The sequence below is a fragment of the Emticicia sp. CRIBPO genome (genome assembly GCF_009905725.1).
Lineage (GTDB): Bacteria > Bacteroidota > Bacteroidia > Cytophagales > Spirosomataceae > Leadbetterella.
In genome coordinates this window covers 85,177-104,502 of record NZ_JAAAKV010000005.1, presented here as the reverse complement: position 1 = coordinate 104,502, position 19,326 = coordinate 85,177, and the positions used below count along the sequence as shown (strand labels likewise).

General features: G+C 42.9%; 16 protein-coding genes. 6 read left to right on the top strand and 10 right to left on the bottom strand.

The features are described from left to right. Nucleotides 1-6 precede the first annotated feature (6 nt). The 3 genes from GVN16_RS25995 to GVN16_RS11595 all read right to left on the bottom strand — a co-directional run bounded on the left by GVN16_RS25995 (nt 7) and on the right by GVN16_RS11595 (nt 1,538). Nucleotides 7-567 (bottom strand): collagen-like protein, encoded by a 561-nt coding sequence (locus GVN16_RS25995; RefSeq protein ID WP_205748854.1) that lies wholly within the window; start codon nt 565-567, stop codon nt 7-9. A gap of 104 nt (nt 568-671) precedes the next feature. Then, nucleotides 672-803, bottom strand: coding sequence for a hypothetical protein (locus GVN16_RS26205; protein ID WP_255490265.1), 132 nt, complete (start codon nt 801-803; stop codon nt 672-674). Between the two features lie 237 nt (nt 804-1,040). Continuing rightward, nucleotides 1,041-1,538: a DinB family protein gene (locus GVN16_RS11595; RefSeq protein ID WP_166564065.1), complete on the bottom strand. Its 498-nt coding sequence runs from the start codon at nt 1,536-1,538 to the stop codon at nt 1,041-1,043. A 295-nt stretch (nt 1,539-1,833) separates the two neighbouring features. Here GVN16_RS11595 and GVN16_RS11590 point away from each other — a divergent pair, with 295 nt between their 5' ends. The 3 genes from GVN16_RS11590 to GVN16_RS11580 are packed head-to-tail and all read left to right on the top strand — an operon-like array spanning nt 1,834 to nt 6,906. Beyond that, on the top strand, nt 1,834-4,938 hold the full coding sequence (locus GVN16_RS11590) for a SusC/RagA family TonB-linked outer membrane protein (RefSeq protein WP_166564064.1): 3,105 nt from the start codon (nt 1,834-1,836) through the stop codon (nt 4,936-4,938). Nucleotides 4,939-4,967: 29 nt separating this feature from the next. Beyond that, nucleotides 4,968-6,401, top strand: coding sequence for a SusD/RagB family nutrient-binding outer membrane lipoprotein (locus tag GVN16_RS11585; RefSeq protein ID WP_166564063.1), 1,434 nt, complete (start codon nt 4,968-4,970; stop codon nt 6,399-6,401). Between the two features lie 22 nt (nt 6,402-6,423). Continuing rightward, nucleotides 6,424-6,906: a hypothetical protein gene (locus GVN16_RS11580; RefSeq protein ID WP_205748844.1), complete on the top strand. Its 483-nt coding sequence runs from the start codon at nt 6,424-6,426 to the stop codon at nt 6,904-6,906. A 62-nt stretch (nt 6,907-6,968) separates the two neighbouring features. Here GVN16_RS11580 and GVN16_RS11575 read toward each other — a convergent pair whose 3' ends face one another. From GVN16_RS11575 to kdsA, 6 genes are all read right to left on the bottom strand, one after another. Beyond that, complete coding sequence (locus GVN16_RS11575) at nt 6,969-8,312, bottom strand: flavin monoamine oxidase family protein (RefSeq protein WP_166564062.1); 1,344 nt, start codon at nt 8,310-8,312, stop codon at nt 6,969-6,971. A gap of 182 nt (nt 8,313-8,494) precedes the next feature. After that, nucleotides 8,495-10,966 (bottom strand): ribonucleoside-diphosphate reductase subunit alpha, encoded by a 2,472-nt coding sequence (locus tag GVN16_RS11570; RefSeq protein ID WP_166564061.1) that lies wholly within the window; start codon nt 10,964-10,966, stop codon nt 8,495-8,497. A gap of 358 nt (nt 10,967-11,324) precedes the next feature. Beyond that, entirely contained in the window at nt 11,325-11,999 is a 675-nt protein-coding gene (locus GVN16_RS11565) for a thiamine diphosphokinase (protein ID WP_166564060.1), read from the bottom strand. A 66-nt stretch (nt 12,000-12,065) separates the two neighbouring features. Continuing rightward, nucleotides 12,066-12,710, bottom strand: a complete 645-nt coding sequence (locus GVN16_RS11560) for an outer membrane lipoprotein carrier protein LolA (protein WP_166564059.1) — start codon at nt 12,708-12,710, stop codon at nt 12,066-12,068. Nucleotides 12,711-12,788: 78 nt separating this feature from the next. After that, on the bottom strand, nt 12,789-15,254 hold the full coding sequence (locus GVN16_RS11555; RefSeq protein WP_166564058.1) for a DNA translocase FtsK: 2,466 nt from the start codon (nt 15,252-15,254) through the stop codon (nt 12,789-12,791). A 132-nt stretch (nt 15,255-15,386) separates the two neighbouring features. Beyond that, nucleotides 15,387-16,199, bottom strand: coding sequence for a 3-deoxy-8-phosphooctulonate synthase (kdsA, locus tag GVN16_RS11550; protein WP_166564057.1), 813 nt, complete (start codon nt 16,197-16,199; stop codon nt 15,387-15,389). Nucleotides 16,200-16,333: 134 nt separating this feature from the next. On the opposite strand from kdsA, the gene GVN16_RS11545 reads away from it, so the two are divergent. From GVN16_RS11545 to rnc, 3 genes are all read left to right on the top strand, one after another. Then, complete coding sequence (locus tag GVN16_RS11545; RefSeq protein WP_166564056.1) at nt 16,334-16,570, top strand: acyl carrier protein; 237 nt, start codon at nt 16,334-16,336, stop codon at nt 16,568-16,570. Nucleotides 16,571-16,663: 93 nt separating this feature from the next. Beyond that, a complete protein-coding gene (gene fabF / locus GVN16_RS11540; protein ID WP_166564055.1) occupies nt 16,664-17,911 on the top strand; it encodes a beta-ketoacyl-ACP synthase II in 1,248 nt (415 codons plus the stop codon). A 58-nt stretch (nt 17,912-17,969) separates the two neighbouring features. Further along, nucleotides 17,970-18,710, top strand: a complete 741-nt coding sequence (gene rnc, locus GVN16_RS11535; RefSeq protein WP_166564054.1) for a ribonuclease III — start codon at nt 17,970-17,972, stop codon at nt 18,708-18,710. On the opposite strand, the gene GVN16_RS11530 is transcribed toward rnc, so the two are convergent. Continuing rightward, complete coding sequence (locus tag GVN16_RS11530) at nt 18,711-19,280, bottom strand: bifunctional precorrin-2 dehydrogenase/sirohydrochlorin ferrochelatase (protein ID WP_166564053.1); 570 nt, start codon at nt 19,278-19,280, stop codon at nt 18,711-18,713. Between the last annotated feature and the right edge of the window lie 46 nt (nt 19,281-19,326).

Here is a 19,326-nt window from a genome sequence, read left to right as displayed (position 1 = left end):
GCTGGATTAATCAGCCAGATTAAAATGTTTTTTAACCCTTTCATAGTCGTTAAAAAAGTCAGCCGACAACTTGGCGTTGGTTAAGACACTTGCCGGTATAATAATTACACGAGTGGAAGCAAATGTCTCCGAACCGGTACCTGCCACCCTGTTCACATAAAGCAAAGGTGTACCTGAAGCCTGTGCCTGCACATAAGTTCTGTACTCTTTTGATCCTCCTGAGGTAGTGCCCGGAAGTGAATACCAGAATGATCCCGATGGGTTAACGTAAGTAAAATAAGCAGATTGATTCAGAACAGCCTGCGTTACGCCTGTCAGACTATAGCTGATTTCTGTACCTGTGTGAACTTTTGAACCAAAAGTCAGCTGTATAACATTGGCATTCCCATTTTGCCCGGCAGGGCCAGTAGCTCCTGTAGGGCCGGCGGGTCCGGCAGGACCAGTTGCTCCGGCTGGACCGGAAGGGCCGACAGCTCCGGCTTCTCCATCTTTACAACCGCTGAAAGTAAGTACTGTAAATAATAAAACGACAAGTGATAAAACGGAAAGAATTCTCGAGTTTTTCATGATTTAAAAGTTTAATTAATTATGAGTATGATTGCGAATACGATGTTATTTTCCGGTTTATTCCGGAATCTGGATTGCTTTTAGCCTGAATATTAATTGGACTCTTATAAACGTTCCGGAACAGATACGATACCTTGTATAACCGGAATACCTGTAGAAGGGATATCAGCTTTCAGAATGGGATAAAAACCGCTTTCGTTATTATGACGGGTTCGTGAATCTTTATTAGTTTTCATTTAAATTATTGATAAACAGGATTTAAAGTGGAAATATAGAAGTCCGTTCTTATTTATGAAATCTCATTTTAACGAATGGTATAGATTTCTTAGTAAAAGGTAGGTTTTTGGATTTATTTGGATTCTCACAAAAACAAAGAAGAGTGAATCTGCTCTTGCCGTCAGTTTCACTCTTCTCTTCAAAATGAGGTTTGATCTGCTTTCTCTTTTTGTGTAAGAAAATTTAAATAAAACGCCTTAAAAACCCTCATCCGCACTTGGTCCGTAGCTGCCCGGAATCGGCACATCCAGTAGTCTGAGGAAAACACCCAGCTGTGCCCTGTGGTGAATGATCTGGCTCATTGACATTCTTAAAACATCGATTTTGGGCTCAGTGCTGTAAATTACCGCACCTTCTCTTAATGTCCATGGATCGTTAAGTGTACTTTCATATTCTTCTTTAAGGTACTTCCTGCCGTCTTCCAACGTTCTTTCAAAATAGTCAAGCAATTCTGCCGTCGTATTCACATCTTCCACCTTGTATGGGTTTTGTGCAAAATCCAGTTCTGAGGTAGTAAAAACCATTTTGATCCATGAAGGTAGTTCTGCAATGTGGGTAGCAAGTCTTTTGATGGTCATGCTTTTCGGATGCGGTTGCCATCCGAATTTATCATCCGGAATAACAGATAACATACGACGGGTAGTCTGAGCTTCCTGCTCTAATTGGTTCTGAAATAATTCGATAACAGCTGACATAATTGTTTTTGTTTTAGTTTATGTTACAAAGTAAATATGCCCCACTGACAACCCTATGTCAGCGTGTTTTGAAGAAAGAAAACTTTTTTTTCAACAAAAAAGAATTCCGTTTTTAGCCTGTCATGAAAGCCTCCGGCGGCTTGAAGCACATCCCGGATTTTTAACGTCTGCCCCTCTAAAAACTAACCGTTTAGTTAAATTTACGCTTGATATAGTACCATTTGTATAAAAATGTTAGGATGTTTTGATACCTTTACTATTTTTACGCCTTTGTAATCATTAACAAATCAACTCTATGAAAGAAACATTACGAAACTTATCCTTTTTCCTTTGTTTTCTTTTCTCTGCCGGGGTTTTTGCACAGACCTCCACAGTAAAAGGAACCGTTACGTCATCTGATGATGGAATGGCTTTGCCAGGTGTAAGTGTACTTGTCAAAGGTAAAACAGTAGGAACCATGACTGACGCCAATGGAAATTACTCTATTTCTGCACCAAAAGGCTCCGATCTTATCTTTAGCTTTGTCGGAATGGACGCCCAAACCATACGGGTCGGTGACCAGTCTACTATCAACGTCAAGCTGGTGCCGTCAGCGGCGTTTTTGAATGAAGTAGTCGTTACAGCTTTAAACCAATCCGTTGAAAAAAGAGGCTTAGGCTACTCTATCCAATCCCTGAAATCTGAAGAAATAAAGAACTCGGGAGAACAAAATCTTGTAGGTGCATTGCAGGGAAAAATTGCGGGTGCTGTTATTACAGGCTCAGGAGGAGCTCCGGGTGCGGGGGTAAACATCATTTTGAGAGGGGTGACCTCTTTAAGTGGTAGTGCTGACAACCAGCCTTTGTTTGTGATCGATGGTATTATCATCAGTAATGCCACCAGTGCAGGAAATCCGCTTCCAAGTGCAGGAAGTAACTCGCCGGGGGCATCTGAACAATTTGCCAACACCAACCGTGCCGCAGATATCAATCCTGATGACGTGGAAAGTATTTCAATACTTAAAGGTCCTGCCGCAACGGCCCTCTATGGTCTTCGTGCTTCAAACGGTGCCATTATCATTACTACTAAAAGAGGAAAATCCGGCAAATTGAACATCACCGTTTCCACTTCAGGTGGTGTGGATGTTTTAGGAAAATCCCCTTCTATACAGACTACTTATCTGCAAGGCCGTTTGGGTGAATTCATTCCCCTGGGACCCGGCAGAACGCCGTATCAGTCTTTCGGACCGGTTCTTGAACCCGGCAACACCACGGATCAGATTTATGACAACTTCCGCGGGTTTTACAGAACAGGGTACAGAACCAATAATAACATTACCCTCACCAAAGGCAATGATAAGGGCAACATTTATTTCTCTTTAGGACGCAGCTATCAGACGGGTATTGTTCCCAATACTGATTTCGGAAGGACTTCCGCCAAACTTGCCGGTGCATATAATATCACAGAAAAGCTGACTGTTTCCGGATCATTCAACTACATCAATTCAGGTGGTAAAAGACCTCCTGCCGGAGATAAGTCTATCTTCAGTGCCCTGGGCTACTGGCCGAATACTTATGATGTGAATGATTATCTGAACCCTGACGGGACCCAGAAAAATATCCTTCCGGGTTTTACAGACAACCCGAGATACCTGGTAGAAAAAAGCCCAAGGGTTGACAAAATCAACCGATATATCGCCGATGCGACGGTGAGCTATAAATTTACCGACTGGCTTTCTGCCAAATATCAGCTGACTTACGATACCTATAATGAAACCCGTCACAGACAGGTTGACAGTACCTTTGATGTGGGTATCCAGGTAAAAGGGTTCATGGTCAATGAGTTTTTAAACTACAGAGAATTGAACTCCAACCTTTATGTAACAGCCAAAAAAGACTTTAGTCCAAGCTGGAGCGGCTCATTGATGGTCGGAAATTCACTGGTCAACAGCGAACGTCCTGACAGCTATTATGTCCGTGGCGAAGGCTGGAAAGCTCCTTTCTCCGACGATATTTCGAGTTACAGAAATGTGGAACAGAGACCTTATTCCCCGGGACACTACAGAATTGTCAGTTTCTTCGGAGATGCCAAACTGAGTTATAAAGACATTCTCTATCTGAATGCCACAGGCAGGAACGATATCGTTTCGACGCTTCCGCAGGCCAACAATTCATTCTTCTATCCTTCTTTTAGTTTAGGCTATGTTTTCAGCGAGCATTTCAGCAACAAGAACGCCTTCTCTTATGGTAAGCTAAGGGCTTCATGGGCACAGGTGGGTAAAGGTACTGACCCTTATGTGGCAGGTACTTATTTTGATATTACGAGCAATTTCCCGTTCGGCAATACCGTTCCGGGTTACATCAGAAGGTCAACCACCGCCGATCCTAATCTTAAGCCTGAGCGTACAACCTCTATTGAGTTCGGTACGGAATTACGTTTCCTTAAAAACCGCATCATGGTGGATGCCACTTATTTCACCATGGACAGCCGCGACCAGATCGTGCGTGCCCCGGTTTCCAATGTTTCAGGATATTCTTTCTATTATACCAATATCGGTTTAATCCGCAACAAGGGGGTTGAATTACTGATCACCGGAAAAGCTGTTCAGACCAAGGCGTTTACCTGGGATCTGGCTTTGAACTGGTCAAAAATGTCCGGTAAAGTAATTGAAATGCCAGCCGAACTTCAGGAGATCTCTTATTATGACAACACTGTCGGTACTTTGAAAGTAAAACAAGGCAGCAGAATCGGCGACCTTTGGGGTTATGATTATTTAAGAGCTCCGGACGGACAAATGATCATCAATGCGACTACCGGCTTTCCTGTAACCAGCACCGTGTTGACCCAATACGGCAATGCCTTGCCTGACTGGATCGGCGGATTGACCAATACCTTCAATTATAAGGGCCTTGGGCTTTCTGTGCTGATGGAATGGCGTCAGGGTGGTGACGTTATAGACCTTGGAGAAAGAAACGCTCTCAGAAGCGGCTCTATCAAGCTTACTGAAAGACGTTACGAACAAGTAATATTTAACGGCGTGGTTGAAACTAAAGGCTCAGATGGAAAATCAACCTATACTCCAAATACCAAAACTGTTTATCTTGATGATTTACTTTATAACCCGTCTACTTCTACCCGGTTCAACGGATGGTCTAAACTTAATATCCAAGATGGATCATGGTTCAGAATCAGGACAGTGAGTCTGAATTATTCATTGCCAAAAAGCCTGATCGGAAATACCGTGTTCAAAGGTGGTGTGAGAATCAATGCCACAGGCACCAACCTGTTCCTTAACACACCGTTCAGAGGATATGACCCGGAAGCTCTGACGTTCGGTTCAGGAACCAACCTGATTGGTTTTGTGGGTAGAAATAACCCTTCAACCAGAAGTTTCCAGGTAGGTTTAACGGCTAATTTTTAATCCGGATAATTATTAAAATTACAATTGATATGAAAAAATTAAATAATATATACACCTTAATACTGGCCATATCCATGACTGTCCTGTCTGGCTGTGACACTTTTCTGGATGTTAATGTGGACCCGACTTTAAAAGGTGATGCTACCGTGCAGGAATTATTACCGACAGCCCAGCTGTATACCAGTGAAGTCAGTTATCAGCAGGCTTATGTGGCTTGTCAATATGCCCAGCAACTTGGAAGTAACCTTGGGACAAACGGGACAGACTCTTATGCAGAAGCTGAAAACGCCACAGGCTGGTCAAGCTTATATCTGTATGTTATTCCTCAGTTGAATCTCCTGATTCAAAAAGGCGAAAAAGATGGTGCTCCGGCCTATGTCGGTATCGCCAAAACCATGATGGCTTATAACCTTGGTATAGCGGCTGTCAACTGGGAGAACATTCCTTACTCTCAGGCAGATCAGAAAAACTTTACGCCTGCCTATGATACGCAGCAATCCATTTATGCTTCTATTCAGAAACTGCTGGATGAAGGAATTGCCGAGCTCGGTAAAAATTCAGGAACAAAACCTGGCTCTGACGACATGATCTATGCAGGAGATCTTGGCAAATGGACACGGCTGGCTTACACTTTGAAGGCCCGTTTTGCCCTGCATCTTTCTGCTCAGAACCCACAGACTGCCGCTCAAACTGCCGCAGCTGCCCTTCAGAATGGTATGAAAAGCAATGCTGATGACTTTCAGTTGCCTTATAACTCTAAAAACCTGAGCCCGTGGTACAGCCGCGTGGCTTTGGCCAACAGCACCTCTAACCTGTCTGTCACTTACGGAAGCACTTATGTAGACCTGTTGAATGGTAAAACACACGGAGTGGTAGACCCCCGTCTTCCTATCGTCGTTACTTTAAAAAACAACCAAACAGTTTATCAGGGTGTTGTTCCTGGTTCGGGAGCCGGCTCTACGGTTGACTTTAACGTAAAGGCCTGGCATTCCAGCATTACTTCTCCGATAGTGATGGTGACTTATTCTGAAACCAAAGCCCTGGAAGCGGAAGCTAAGTTTTTACTTAACAACGGCACGATTTCTTCAAAAGGAACAACCCCTGAGGCTTACAGTGCCTACCTGGAAATTGCCCGTTCCAATATGCAGAAACTGGGTGTAAGCAATGACAATATCAATGCTTATTTAAACTCTCCCCTTATCAATATCGGGGCAGCAGAACTTACCCTTAAAAGAATTATTCTGGAAAAATACAAGGCCCAGTTCCTTATCGGAGACATCTGGACAGACATCAGGAAGTACAACTACCTGGACTTCCCGATGCCTAATAACGCCAACCCGGAACTTGAAGGAAAGAGAATACAAAGGATGAAATATCCGGCGTCTGAATCTACAAGGAACTCCAAAAATGTTGAAGCGAACTTTAAGGACCCGGAGGCCTCGATGTGGCTGTTTACCAAATAATTAATCTAAAAATTTAAGAGAAATGAATAAAAATATCAGAATCCTTCTCCTTTCATTATTGAGCCTGTCTTCATGCTTTCTGTCGGGATGTTATGAAGAGCCGGATCTTATCAGTGACATCACCGTCAGCAAAGGAAAAGTAGCCCAGATTTCAGTGGTTTGGTTGGGGCCAACACGTCTCATTACCGCCAATACTTCAGTAATTACAGGTCAGACGGTAGACGCTTCCGCAAACACCCTCTTTAATATTGAATACACCACATTGGTGCCAGTTAAAGAATTCAGGGTGTATTGGGCTGCTACTGCTACGGGGGCACAAACCCTTGTAGCGACCATTCCTGCAGGAACACAGCAATATGATGCCAACCTGAGGAACTATGTCATTAAAGTGCCGGTTAAGGCCCAGGAGACCAAAAAGACCACCCGGGTTTTCTTTGCAGAAATCGTTACAGACAATGGTTTGGTTTCTGCTCAGAAATCAGCCATTCTGACTACGAATCCGTGACCGGAATTTCATAGAAAAGGGGATTGTCTTTTCAGATAATCCCCTTTTCCTTTTTAATGACATTAAGCACCTGTTATCTCCCCCGCAGCCCTTTCTCCTGATCTTATAGCTCCTTCAATGTATCCGTTCCAGATATCGGACGTTTCTGTTCCCGCCCAGTGGATATTTCCTACAGGTTTTCTGAGTGACTCTCCCAGGCTTGTCCAGACCCCGGTAGGCATAAATCCAGCATAACAACCTCCCGAAAATGCTTCCTGCGACCAGTTATGGTCAACATACCGGATCGGGTTCAGAGCCTCTTCCCCATAAAACGACGAAAATGATCTGAGAATTTCTGCCTTGCGGACTTCATGGTCCAGTTCTATGAATGCCTTCGATTGATTGGCCAGTACAAAACCCATCAGGATTCCCTTGCTGCCATCCGGGGGTGAATTATCAAACGTCACCGTCGTAAAACCTTCATTGGTAGCACAAAGGCCATTAAGCCCTTTTTCACGCCAGAAAGGTTTATCATAAACAGCAAAAGTCTTCGTAACCGTACCCATAGGAACCCGCTGTACAAGTTGTTCGCGATTGGCAGGCATGGCAGGTAAATAGCTTATTTTTCCCGTCAGATGAGGAGGTAAAGCAATGATTATTTTAGACGCCTTAAATTCAAAGTCAGGACCTTTAACGATCACTTGCTCCCCGCTTTGGTCGACGTGGGTGACCACAGCATTTAACCGGATATTCTCTTTTATTCTTTCTGCCAGTTTTAAGGCCGGCCCCTGAGCCCCGCCTGATATTCGCTCTTCCTGTGCTCCGTTTTCCACGTTCATCAGGGTATCCAGATTTCGCCCTGATTTGGTATAAAACAAAGCATGTAAAAAGGATATCTCTGAGGGGTCAGCCGCCCAAATGGCTTCTGCGGCCATTTTAAACATGACTTTAGCCGTATCAAATGACATTTGCTTATCCATCCAGGAGGACAGCGTCATGGCGTCGTATTTTGCGGCATCAGGACTTAGCCAGGGTTTTTCGAGGTTAATGCCTGCTGACAATTTATTCATTTTCTTAATGGCAAAATCAAGGCTCAATAAGGCTCCGACAGGCAATGGGGGTATCAGACCTTTGTAGTGTTTTAGTTTCCCTTTGTACAGAAGCGTGCTTTTTCCTTCTGCATAGGTTTTAAATGTAGAAATCCCGGATTCCCTGATGAGGTCATAAAACTTGTCCTGTGTAGGGCCTACCCAAGCTCCTCCCAGATCAAGGTAAAAGCCTTCAGGATAATGCTGCGTGAATACCCTCCCTCCGACCCTGTCGCGGGCTTCCAGTACCAACACTTTTTTGCCGGCGTCAACCAGGGTTCTCGCCGCGGTCAGTCCCGCATAACCTGCACCAACAACGATCACATCATAGTTTTGCATTTCGGTTGATTTTAACCTTCAATTTACTCTTATCACAAGAAGAAAACCGCACGGAAGGAAAATTTATTTTTCAGGCTAATGCAGAAGAATAAACCCAACCTGGTATAAAAAACAAATACCACCCCAAAAGTGAGGTGGTATTTGTTGTCAAAAAAGAATAGCATTTAAGTAAGTCGGAACCCTTAAGAACCACACATTTCACATCCTTCCGGATCGTCAAGCGAACATTGCATTGCTGCATATTTCTGTTCCTCTTCGTTCGCAAATGTGGCTGCAGCTTTTATTTTAGCCTCGTTTTCTTTAGCATATGCTTCATAATCCAATGGCTTTTCTTCGATTTTTTCAGTTACAGGAGTCGTTTCAGCGATAGCCTGACGATCCACTGTAAATTTAACCGCATCAGTAGCTGCTTTAGTACGCAGGTAGTACATCCCTGTTTTCAGACCGGCTTTCCACGCATAGAAGTGCATAGAGGTAAGTTTTCCGAAATTAGGATCCTGCATAAATATGTTAAGTGACTGGCTTTGACAGATGAACGCTCCTCTGTCTGCAGACATGTCAATCAATGATTTTTGTTTGATTTCCCAGGCTGTTTTATAAAGTTCTTTCAGCTTTTCAGGAATTTCCGGGATATTCTGAACAGAGCCGTTGGCTGCAATCAGTTTATTTTTCATGGTGTCATTCCACAAGCCCACTTTTACAAGATCTCTCAAAAGGTGCTTGTTAACCACTACAAATTCTCCTGATAATACCCTTCTGGTGTAAATATTAGAAGTATATGGTTCAAAACACTCGTTGTTTCCTAAGATCTGGCTGGTTGAAGCTGTCGGCATCGGAGCCAGAAGAAGAGAGTTTCTTACACCGTTTTTGATCACTTTCTCACGAAGATCTTCCCAGTTCCACAAACCTGATTCCGGAGTAACATCCCACATATCAAACTGGAATATACCTTTTGAAATCGGAGACCCTTCCCAGGTCTGGTATGGTCCTTCAGCAATAGCCAGCTCCATTGAAGCCTCCATGGCTGCAAAATAGATCGTCTCAAAAATATCCTTATTCAGTTTCTGTGCTGCTTCAGACTCGAAAGGCATACGCATCAGCATGAAAGTATCTGCAAGACCCTGCACACCGATTCCGATCGGCCTGTGACGCTTGTTACTCCTTTCTGCTTCTTCTACAGGATAGTAGTTAACGTCAATGATCTTGTTCAGGTTACCGGTGATTACCTTGGTAACTTCATATAATTTTTTGAAATCAAAGCTGGTTACTTCGCCAAAATCATTGGTTAACAGATATTTTGGTAAAGCAATAGAAGCCAGGTTACATACCGCTACTTCGTCAGGGGCAGTATATTCGATGATTTCAGTACAAAGGTTCGATGATTTGATCGTACCCAGGTTTTTCTGATTTGATTTTTTGTTGGCCGCATCTTTATACAGGATATAAGGTGTTCCTGTTTCTACCTGCGACTCAAGCATGGCAAACCACAGCTCCTGAGCTTTTACCGTTCTGCGGGCTCTGCCTTCAGACTCATATTTCTCATATAGTTTTTCAAACTCATCACCGTAGCAATCTGCCAGTCCCGGACACTCGTGAGGACAGAACAATGACCAGTCATCATTGGCTTCTACTCTCTTCATAAATAAATCCGAGATCCACATCGCGTAGAACAAATCCCTTGCTCTCAATTCTTCTTTCCCGTGGTTTCTTTTCAGATCCAGGAAATCGAATATATCCGCATGCCATGGTTCGATATAGATCGCAAAAGATCCTTTGCGTTTTCCACCGCCCTGGTCAACATATCTCGCCGTATCATTGAAAACCCTCAGCATCGGTACAATCCCGTTGGACGTTCCGTTGGTTCCTTTGATGTATGAGCCTGTTGCCCTTACGTTATGGATTGACAACCCGATTCCTCCCGCAGACTGCGAAATTTTAGCGGTTTGTTTCAGTGTATCGTAAATACCTTCGATGCTGTCATCCTTCATGGTCAGAAGGAAACATGACGACAACTGAGGTTTTGGTGTTCCTGCATTAAACAAAGTTGGTGTAGCATGGGTAAACCATCTTTCCGAAAGCAAATCATAAGTTTCGATGGCTTTTTCAATGTCCTCACCATGGATACCTACCGCCACACGCATCAGCATGTGCTGGGGTCTTTCCACAATTTTATTGTTCAGTTTCAGCAAATATGATTTCTCAAGGGTTTTGTAACCAAAATAATCATATCCGTAATCTCTGTCGTAGATAATGGTTGAGTCAAGCAAAGCGGCATTTTTCTGAACCACTTTCCAGACATCCTTGGAAATCAATGAAGCATTTTCCCCTGTTTTCGGATCAACATACTGATAAAGCATCTTGATGGTTCCGGAAAACGACTTAAGCGTGTTTTTATGGAGATTGGATATCGCAATCCTCGCAGCCAATGTGGCATAATCAGGATGCTTGGTAGTCATAGAGGCAGCTGTCTCAGCGGCCAGATTATCAAGCTCGGAGGTTGTAACTCCATCATAAATACCTGATACAACTTTCATTGCCACTTCTACAGGTTGAACAAAAGCAAGGTCAAGTCCATAACATAACCTTTCGATCCGTGCGGTAACCTTGTCGAATTTAACCGATTCTCTTCGACCGTCTCTTTTAATAACGTACATATTTGCCTTGGGGGGTTTAAGGAGTGCCCTTTTGTGTTTAAGATTTTTGATCCGTTGTTAGTTCAAAAATAGAGCAAAAAAAATTATTTAAAAACCGGGAAAATTCTTTGGATTTAACAATTTTTTAATATCGTAATAGATCGCGTGATTTGTTATTACTTATAATCAAGCTCTTGTCGATTTAGAACATTGGAAAAGTACTATTAAAATCAGATTTTAAAGTTATCCACATTTTATCAACCGGTTTTACTATTACAATTTCTATAGTTTAAATGGCCAACGTTTTACAAATGTAAATTTCTGATTTGATAAAAAAAAGAAAAAGTTAAAAACTTATCAACACGTAACAATCTCATTATTAATCTCTACATTCCATTATCAACATTTCTCCTTTCTTGTATTTTATAGTAATAATCCCATCTTTTTCCACAGAATTACTATTTCCGATGCGTGCTCCCAACGTCAGCGACTCACCGTATAGTGGATAAGTCAGGTTGTCCGTTTCTATGCCTTCTGCTACCCCTACAGGGATCAGAGAAATGGGTGTTTCGGCCTTGTACCACTTACTGAACACGTTTGGGAGTGGCGACAAAGGAAAAATCACCGAATAATCATCAATCATTTTTACCTGGATCTGCTCACGATATTTGACCAGGTTGGTGATGTTGGCGAGCGTATGATCAGCCCTCCTTCCGGTAGCCCAGACAATGTTGACCGCCGGAAATTCCCGCGAAATCAGATAGTCAATCGCTTTCTCCAGATCGGTCTTTTCCTGGTCCGGGGCATGAATGATTTCTATCGGATATTGCCGCCGCTTTATCTCATCCAGCGGGATGCTTAGTCCGTCGAAGTCACCGAACAGAACGTCGATCTTAATTCCCAGGTCAAGCACCCTCTCTACTGCCCCGTCAAGGACAATCACGAGCGGGCTCCACTCAAGCAGCTGCTCCAGCAAATCCATTGAACAGGCCTCACCATTGGCAATGATCAATGCCGGCTCCTGTTTTTCTCTTACAATGTGATGTGACGACATAATCAAAAAAACAGGCCCAAAGCAAAAGATCACTTCGGGCCTTAAAAAAAGTATATATGTAACAATTTATCTTAAGTCAACTACCTCAACACCAGGATATTTTTTAGCATCAAAAGTGAAAACATTATCTGCTGCAGCCACATTCGGTACAAAGTCTTCCACTTTAAAAACCGTTTTCTTTCCTGCCTTATCCCAGATTTTCCAGCTCTTTACCGTTTTGTCTTTTTTATTGACCGTGATCTGCACCTTATTCACATTTGATTTGGCACTGGTTGGCGACAACTCCACCACTTCATAAAACTGGCTTCCTACTTTCTGCTCTTCTTTGAAAACATACTTATACCCTTTCTTATAGATTGAGTAAATTTTGGTCGGAGAAAAATCAGAATCATTATTCGGGTTAAAATCCGTAATATTTACTTCGTTGGTTTCTTTCACATAGGTAAAGATCTCTTTGCCATTGTTGAAAATCTCCTGTCCGGCCATTTTCAGTTTAAATTTCAGGCCTTTTACCGTCACATTGCCTTTAAATGCCTGCGTCAGGCTTGAATTGGCCCCTTCAACTCCGTAAGTAAATGAAGCACTGAAGGTATTCAGTTTCTGATATTTCTGACTCATCTGATCTAAAATGCTTTCGGCTTTTTTATCCTGACCAAATGAAAACAATACAGAACTTGAAAATAATATACTTAAAATGGTTCGCTTCATCATCTTGTCCTCCTTTTGTTAATTAACTGTTTAGATGTAAAAAAAATTCAATGGTTTAATTTAACTGTTAAAAAAGTGTTCCTAAGAACGCTTCAGGCTTCGCAGAACCTCTTCGAGATGCTCCAGGTCTTTGATAAGAACCTCACGGGCTTTACTGCCTTCAAACGGTCCTACTACCCCGGCTCCTTCCAGCTGGTCAATGATCCGTCCTGCCCTGTTGTACCCCAGTTTCATTTTTCTCTGGATCAGTGAAGTACTTCCCTGCTGATGAATCACCAGCAACCTGGCCGCATCATCAAACAACGGATCCAGTTCGGTCGGGTCAAAATCCAGGCCATCCGGTTCGTCGTCGCCATAAAACTCAGGTAAAAGATAGGCCGACTCATATGCTCTCTGGCTTCCGATATATTCACAAACACTTTCTACCTCCGGCGTATCCACAAAAGGACATTGCAACCTGACCATATCCGATCCGGTTGATAAAAGCATATCCCCGTTTCCGACCAGCTGCTCGGAGCCCCCGGTGTCCAGGATGGTTCTGGAGTCTACTTTGGCGGTCACTTTAAAGGAAAGCCTGGCCGGGAAGTTGGCCTTGATCAAACCAGTGATAACATTAACCGAAGGTCTTTGGGTAGCTACAATCAAATGTATCCCGATGGCCCTGGCCAGCTGTGCAAGTCTGGCAATAGGCTGCTCTACTTCTTTTCCGGCGGTCATCATCAGGTCAGCCAGCTCATCAATGACCAGCACGATATAGGGTAAAAACTTATGCCCTTTTTCAGGATTCAGTTTCCGGTGGGTAAACTTGGCGTTATACTCTTTAATATTCCTGACACCCGCCTCCTTCAGCAAATTATAACGGTTGTCCATTTCGATACAAAGCGAATTAAGGGTATTGATAACCTTTTTCGTATCGGTAATGATGGCTTCCTCTGCATTAGGCAGCATCGCCAGGAAATGACGTTCTATTTTGTTGAACAGGGTTAACTCCACTTTCTTCGGGTCAACCAGCACAAACTTGACTTCTGCCGGGTGTTTTTTATAGAGCAACGACGCCAGGATCACATTAAGTCCTACTGACTTTCCCTGTCCTGTGGCCCCTGCCATCAGCAGGTGGGGCATTTTTGCCAGGTCTGCAATATAAAGCTCGTTGGAGATGGTTTTCCCTAAAACGATGGGCAGTTCAAAAGTTGACTTCTGGAATTTTTCGGATGAGAGCACCGATTTGATAGAAACCATTTCGCGGTTTTTATTCGGCACCTCAATCCCGATCGTCCCTTTGCCGGGCATAGGGGCGATAATCCTGATACCTAAAGCAGCAAGGCTGAGGGCAATATCATCTTCCAGGTTTTTGATCTTTGAAATCCTTACGCCGGCATCCGGTACAATTTCATACAGCGTAACCGTAGGCCCGATGGTTGCCTTGATAGAGGCAATCCCGATCTGGAAGTTATTGATGGTCTTGATGATCTTGTCTTTATTGGCTTCAAGCTCTTCTTCGGTTACTTTCGACCCGGTAGAATTATATTCCTGCAGTAAGCTGATCGGCGGATACATGTACCCTGACAAATCAAGTTTAGGATCATAAGGGCCGAATTCATCCAGAAGCTGATCGTTATTATCCTCTTCAAAAGCAGATGTTCTGGCCGCCTCTTCGATTTTCAGCACCAACGGTTCTTCCTGATTTTTTTCAATAGTAAAAGAAATCCCTCCTTTAAATGGCTCTTTTGCCAGGGATACGGGTTCAAAAACCTCTTCTTCTGCTTTGTGATTTATTACCTCTGCTTTGGCCGGTACTTCAGGCTTAACAGGCGTAAAAACCGGTTGGTCTGAAACCTCTTCCAGGTCAGCATCAGGTTCAAACTGAAATTTCTTTGGTTTTTTCGGGAAATATTTGCCCAGAAAATAGTCATCGATCTGCGTCATACCATGGAAAAAAACCATCCAGATAAACAGAACGAGTAAAATCAGGATGATACTCCCCCAGCCCATCAGCCTGAACAGGAATTCATTCGCCTGGAATCCGATTCCACCGGCCAGAACGCTTCCGCTGAAGTCAAAGGTGTAAACCCAGAACCCAAGAAAAACAGAAACAAAGAAAAGATAGAAGATGCTCCCGATGGCCAGCCTGTTCAGATTAATTTTGAACAGGTCTTCACCAAATACCAACCTGAATCCTGAGAAAAACAGGAGAGGAAGCATAAAAAAAGCAGCAATACCAAACCATTTAAAAATAAACCAATGAGAAAGATATGCCCCGAACAACCCCAGAGAGTTTGAAGGACGTTTGGTTTCAGAAGCAAGCGTATCACTCAGTTTATGCTGGATAATATCCTGATCTGCATAACCTGAGAACAAATAGGAGACAAAAGCAACCAGCAGGAGTAAGGAAAGTGCCAGCAAAAACACTCCAAAAACAAGAGAAAACTGGTCTCGGCCAAAAGTCGACGGAAAAATAGAACCCTCCGATGAGTAGTCAGACTCTGAAGATGTTTTGGTATTCCGGCTTTGGGTTGATTTCTTTTTTTTTCTGAATGAATTAGACATTTTTAATTTATTGGGAAAGCAAATTGTTAAGGTACAAAGTTAATTAATTTTGTACGCTTTACTTTTTAATGCTTTCAATTCTTTTTCTTTCCAATTTATAAAAAAGTAGTGCCGTTCAACTCTGCCTTCAGATTATGCAATTGCTTCCCTGATCCTGACCAGCTGAATCAGTAATTCTTCCAGTTTATCCAGGTGAAGCATGTTGGCTCCGTCAGATTTTGCCTCCGCCGGATTGGGGTGTGTTTCAATAAACAGCCCGTCTGCCCCGACGGCAATAGCGGCCTTTGCAATCGTGGATATCATTTCAGGATTTCCGCCTGTTACGCCGGAAGTCTGATTTGGTTTTTGAAGAGAATGGGTACAATCCATCACCACAGGCACATTAAACTTGCCCATATCAACGATATTCCGGTAGTCAACTACCAGGTCAGAATAACCAAAGCTGTTTCCCCTGTCTGTCAGGATTACCTGGGCATTGGGATTAACGCTCTCTACTTTTTCTACTGCAAAACCCATGGATGCCCCGGAAAGGAACTGTCCTTTTTTGATGTTGACGGCTTTACCGGTTTTGGCAGCAGCATCCAGAAGTTCGGTCTGTCTGCATAAAAATGCGGGTATCTGTAAAACATCCACATATTCAGCAGCCAGAGCGGCTTCATGTGATTCATGGATGTCTGTGACTGTCGGGATGTTAAATGTCTGACCGATCTCCTGTAATATCTTCAGTGCTTTTTCGTCTCCAATCCCTGTAAAACTATTCAGTTTTGTACGATTGGCCTTTCTGTAACTTCCTTTGAAAATGTATGGTATTTTGAGATCTGTGGTAAGCTTCACAATTTTCTCGGCGATTCCAAAAGCCATGTCTCTGCCTTCAATGGCACAGGGACCCGCAATCAGGAAAAAATTTTTAGTGCCGTAATTCGCTATATTTTGAATGTTTAACATGCGTTTTTGACTGGTTTTATAAATAAAATACAAATATCGGAACAATTTGTCATTCAAAAAAACATGCTTGTTTTTGTTGGTTTCATTTAAAATCTATTTCTTTGCATTGTTTTTCACCAAACTACATTTTTAAAATGTCAGATATAGCATCGAAAGTAAAGAAAATTATTGTTGAGAAGCTTGGCGTTGATGAGTCAGAAGTTACCGCAGAAGCATCATTTACAAATGATCTTGGAGCGGATTCTTTGGATACCGTTGAGTTAATCATGGAATTTGAAAAAGAATTCAATGTATCTATTCCTGACGATCAGGCTGAAAATATTCAGACTGTTGGACAGGCCATCACTTATTTGGAAGAGAACTCTAAGTAATTGTTTTTTCTCATTAAGTAAGTTCAATATTCAATTGACTAATGTTATATTTCATTCTCAATTGGATATTGAATTTTTAATTTAAACTACTTTATGGATTTAAAGCGGGTCGTTGTTACAGGTATAGGTGCTTTAACCCCTATTGGAAATACAGCTCAGGAATACTGGGAGGGATTGTATAACGGTGTTAGCGGGGCTGCAAGGATTACAAAGTTTGATCCCAGTCTTTTCAAAACGCAGTTTGCCTGCGAAGTCAAAAACTTTGAGGTAACTAATTTTATTCCTCGTCAGGATGCCAGAAAGATGGACCTTTTTACGCAGTACGCCGTGGTGGTTGCTGATGAGGCCGTAGCTGATTCCGGACTCGACCTGGATAAAGTCAACAAAGATAAAATCGGTGTGATCTGGGGATCTGGTATCGGTGGTCTGAAAACCTTTGAAGAAGAAGTAATCGCTTTTTCAGGAGGAAACGGAACCCCGAGATTTAATCCTTTCTTTATTCCTAAAATGATAGCAGACAGTGCTTCCGGCCAGATCTCTATCAAATATGGTTTCAGAGGACCTAATTATGTCACTGTTTCTGCATGTTCATCTACCAACAACGCGGTAATTGATGCTTTCAATTATATCCGTCTCGGCAGAATGGTCGCTTGTGTTACCGGTGGTTCTGAGGCAGCTGTTACACAGGCTGGTGTTGGTGGTTTCAATGCATTAAGGGCTTTGTCAGAAAGAAATGATGATCCTGCAACCGCGTCGAGACCTTATGATAAAGACAGAGACGGGTTCGTTCTTGGTGAGGGCGGTGCTTCATTGATTCTTGAAGAGTATGAGCATGCCAAAGCAAGAGGAGCCAAAATATATTGTGAACTGGTAGGTGGTGGATTTTCATCAGATGCCTATCACATTACCGCCCCGCATCCTGAAGGCTATGGAGCTTATCTTTCGATGAAAGACGCTTTGGAAGACGCCCAGATGGATGTATCCGAAATTGATTATATCAATACTCACGGAACATCAACCCCGTTGGGAGATCCCCAGGAAATCAAGGCAATCGAACAGCTTTTTGGTGAACATGCTTATAAAATGAGTGTCAGTTCAACCAAATCAATGACAGGACACCTTCTGGGTGGTGCCGGTGCTGTGGAATCTGTGGCTGCGATCCTGGCTCTTGATAAACAAATTGTTCCGCCAACGATCAACTTGTTTAACATCGATGAGGTAATCAATCCGGGTATCGACCTGACGCCAAACAAACCAAAAGCAAGAAAAATTGACGTGGTGTTAAGCAACTGCTTCGGTTTTGGTGGTCACAATGCGACACTTATTTTCAAAAAAATATAACATTAACATGCTTTTTTCCGTCCGGAAGAGATGGAAAAGATAATGTAGGAAGTTTTTCATGGCCGTAAGAACATCTATTATTGAGTTTTTTACAGGAGATTCCAAACTGAGGGATTTCAGAAAGTCCATAGAACAAATCATTGGTGACCGGCCGACGAATGATTTGCTCTATCAACTGGCTTTCCGCCATACTTCCGCCTCAAAAAAGACCAAAATTTCCGGCTTTAAAGAATCTAACGAGCGTCTCGAATATCTTGGGGACTCTGTATTGGGTATGGTCATTGCGGAATACCTCTTCAAAAAATACCCTTTCAAAGACGAGGGTTTTCTTACCGAAATAAGATCCAGAATAGTTAACCGTGAATCCTTAAATCTTGTTGCCCGTAAAATAGGCCTCGATAAACTTGTGGAATTTGACGGTCAAAGGGTAGCCCATCAGCGTACTTCGATGTATGGCGATGCTATGGAAGCTCTTATCGGGGCTATCTATCTCGACAAAGGCTTCAGGTTTACCAAAAGGTTTATTGTTAAAAAACTGATCTCCAATTACTATGACCTTGATGAGGTCATTCAGAATAACACCAACTACAAAAGTATCATCTTAAGCTGGGCTCAGGCAGAAGGCAAAAAAGTGGACTTTGAAATTGTTCAGGAAAAAGGCCGACATCACAGTAAAGAGTTTATTGCCCAGGTATCCGTTGACGGTGAAAGGGTAAGCGAAGGTGGTGGCTGGAACAAGAAAAAAGCCGAACAAGACGCCGCAAGAAGAGCCTGTGAGGCCCTTCTGATCGAAATGTAATTACTTCTCTTTCATTACTTTAGTGATCTCATTGAGTTTGTCTACCTTAGACTGAAAATCCCCCTTCAGCTTGTTTCTGATGGCCTGCAGGTTATCCAACGTTTCCTGTATGGATTCCGGAATGATCTCTTCCAGTATCTCCCTGAATCTTTTGGCAAACGTCGGCGACCTTCCATTAGTTGAGATCGCAATTTTCAGATCTCCTTTTCTGACCACTGAGCTCAGGTAAAAATCGCAGAGGTCGGGGGTATCAGCCACATTGATCAGTATTTTTTCTCTTTTACAATCAAGGTATACCTGCCTGTTCACTTCCTTATCATCCGTGCCAGCAATGACAATATCACGGCCCGTCAGATGCCCGGGCTGGTACTCTTCATGAATAAGCGTCAAACGGTGCTTCTGAGCGAGCTCTGATATCTCCTGCCTGATAAGTGGTGCCACAATGGTTACTTGCGTCTCAGGGGCGTTTTTAAGCACTGCCTCGAGCTTCTCAAGGCCTACGTTTCCACCGCCGATAATAAGTACGTCGAGAATCTCTGTCTTGAGGAATACAGGAAATAAATTGTTCATGGTATTAAAAACAAAAAAGGGTACTGTAAAAGTACCCTTTTAAATA

What these genes read in the sequence shown, in the direction of transcription:
- GVN16_RS25995 (WP_205748854.1), bottom strand. Translation starts at nt 567, where the DNA reads ATGAAAAACTCGAGAATTCTTTCCGTTTTATCACTTGTCGTTTTATTA.
- GVN16_RS26205 (WP_255490265.1), bottom strand. Translation starts at nt 803, where the DNA reads ATGAAAACTAATAAAGATTCACGAACCCGTCATAATAACGAAAGCGGT.
- GVN16_RS11595 (WP_166564065.1), bottom strand. Translation starts at nt 1,538, where the DNA reads ATGTCAGCTGTTATCGAATTATTTCAGAACCAATTAGAGCAGGAAGCT.
- GVN16_RS11590 (WP_166564064.1), top strand. Translation starts at nt 1,834, where the DNA reads ATGAAAGAAACATTACGAAACTTATCCTTTTTCCTTTGTTTTCTTTTC.
- GVN16_RS11585 (WP_166564063.1), top strand. Translation starts at nt 4,968, where the DNA reads ATGAAAAAATTAAATAATATATACACCTTAATACTGGCCATATCCATG.
- GVN16_RS11580 (WP_205748844.1), top strand. Translation starts at nt 6,424, where the DNA reads ATGAATAAAAATATCAGAATCCTTCTCCTTTCATTATTGAGCCTGTCT.
- GVN16_RS11575 (WP_166564062.1), bottom strand. Translation starts at nt 8,312, where the DNA reads ATGCAAAACTATGATGTGATCGTTGTTGGTGCAGGTTATGCGGGACTG.
- GVN16_RS11570 (WP_166564061.1), bottom strand. Translation starts at nt 10,966, where the DNA reads ATGTACGTTATTAAAAGAGACGGTCGAAGAGAATCGGTTAAATTCGAC.
- GVN16_RS11565 (WP_166564060.1), bottom strand. Translation starts at nt 11,999, where the DNA reads ATGTCGTCACATCACATTGTAAGAGAAAAACAGGAGCCGGCATTGATC.
- GVN16_RS11560 (WP_166564059.1), bottom strand. Translation starts at nt 12,710, where the DNA reads ATGATGAAGCGAACCATTTTAAGTATATTATTTTCAAGTTCTGTATTG.
- GVN16_RS11555 (WP_166564058.1), bottom strand. Translation starts at nt 15,254, where the DNA reads ATGTCTAATTCATTCAGAAAAAAAAAGAAATCAACCCAAAGCCGGAAT.
- kdsA (WP_166564057.1), bottom strand. Translation starts at nt 16,199, where the DNA reads ATGTTAAACATTCAAAATATAGCGAATTACGGCACTAAAAATTTTTTC.
- GVN16_RS11545 (WP_166564056.1), top strand. Translation starts at nt 16,334, where the DNA reads ATGTCAGATATAGCATCGAAAGTAAAGAAAATTATTGTTGAGAAGCTT.
- fabF (WP_166564055.1), top strand. Translation starts at nt 16,664, where the DNA reads ATGGATTTAAAGCGGGTCGTTGTTACAGGTATAGGTGCTTTAACCCCT.
- rnc (WP_166564054.1), top strand. Translation starts at nt 17,970, where the DNA reads ATGGCCGTAAGAACATCTATTATTGAGTTTTTTACAGGAGATTCCAAA.
- GVN16_RS11530 (WP_166564053.1), bottom strand. Translation starts at nt 19,280, where the DNA reads ATGAACAATTTATTTCCTGTATTCCTCAAGACAGAGATTCTCGACGTA.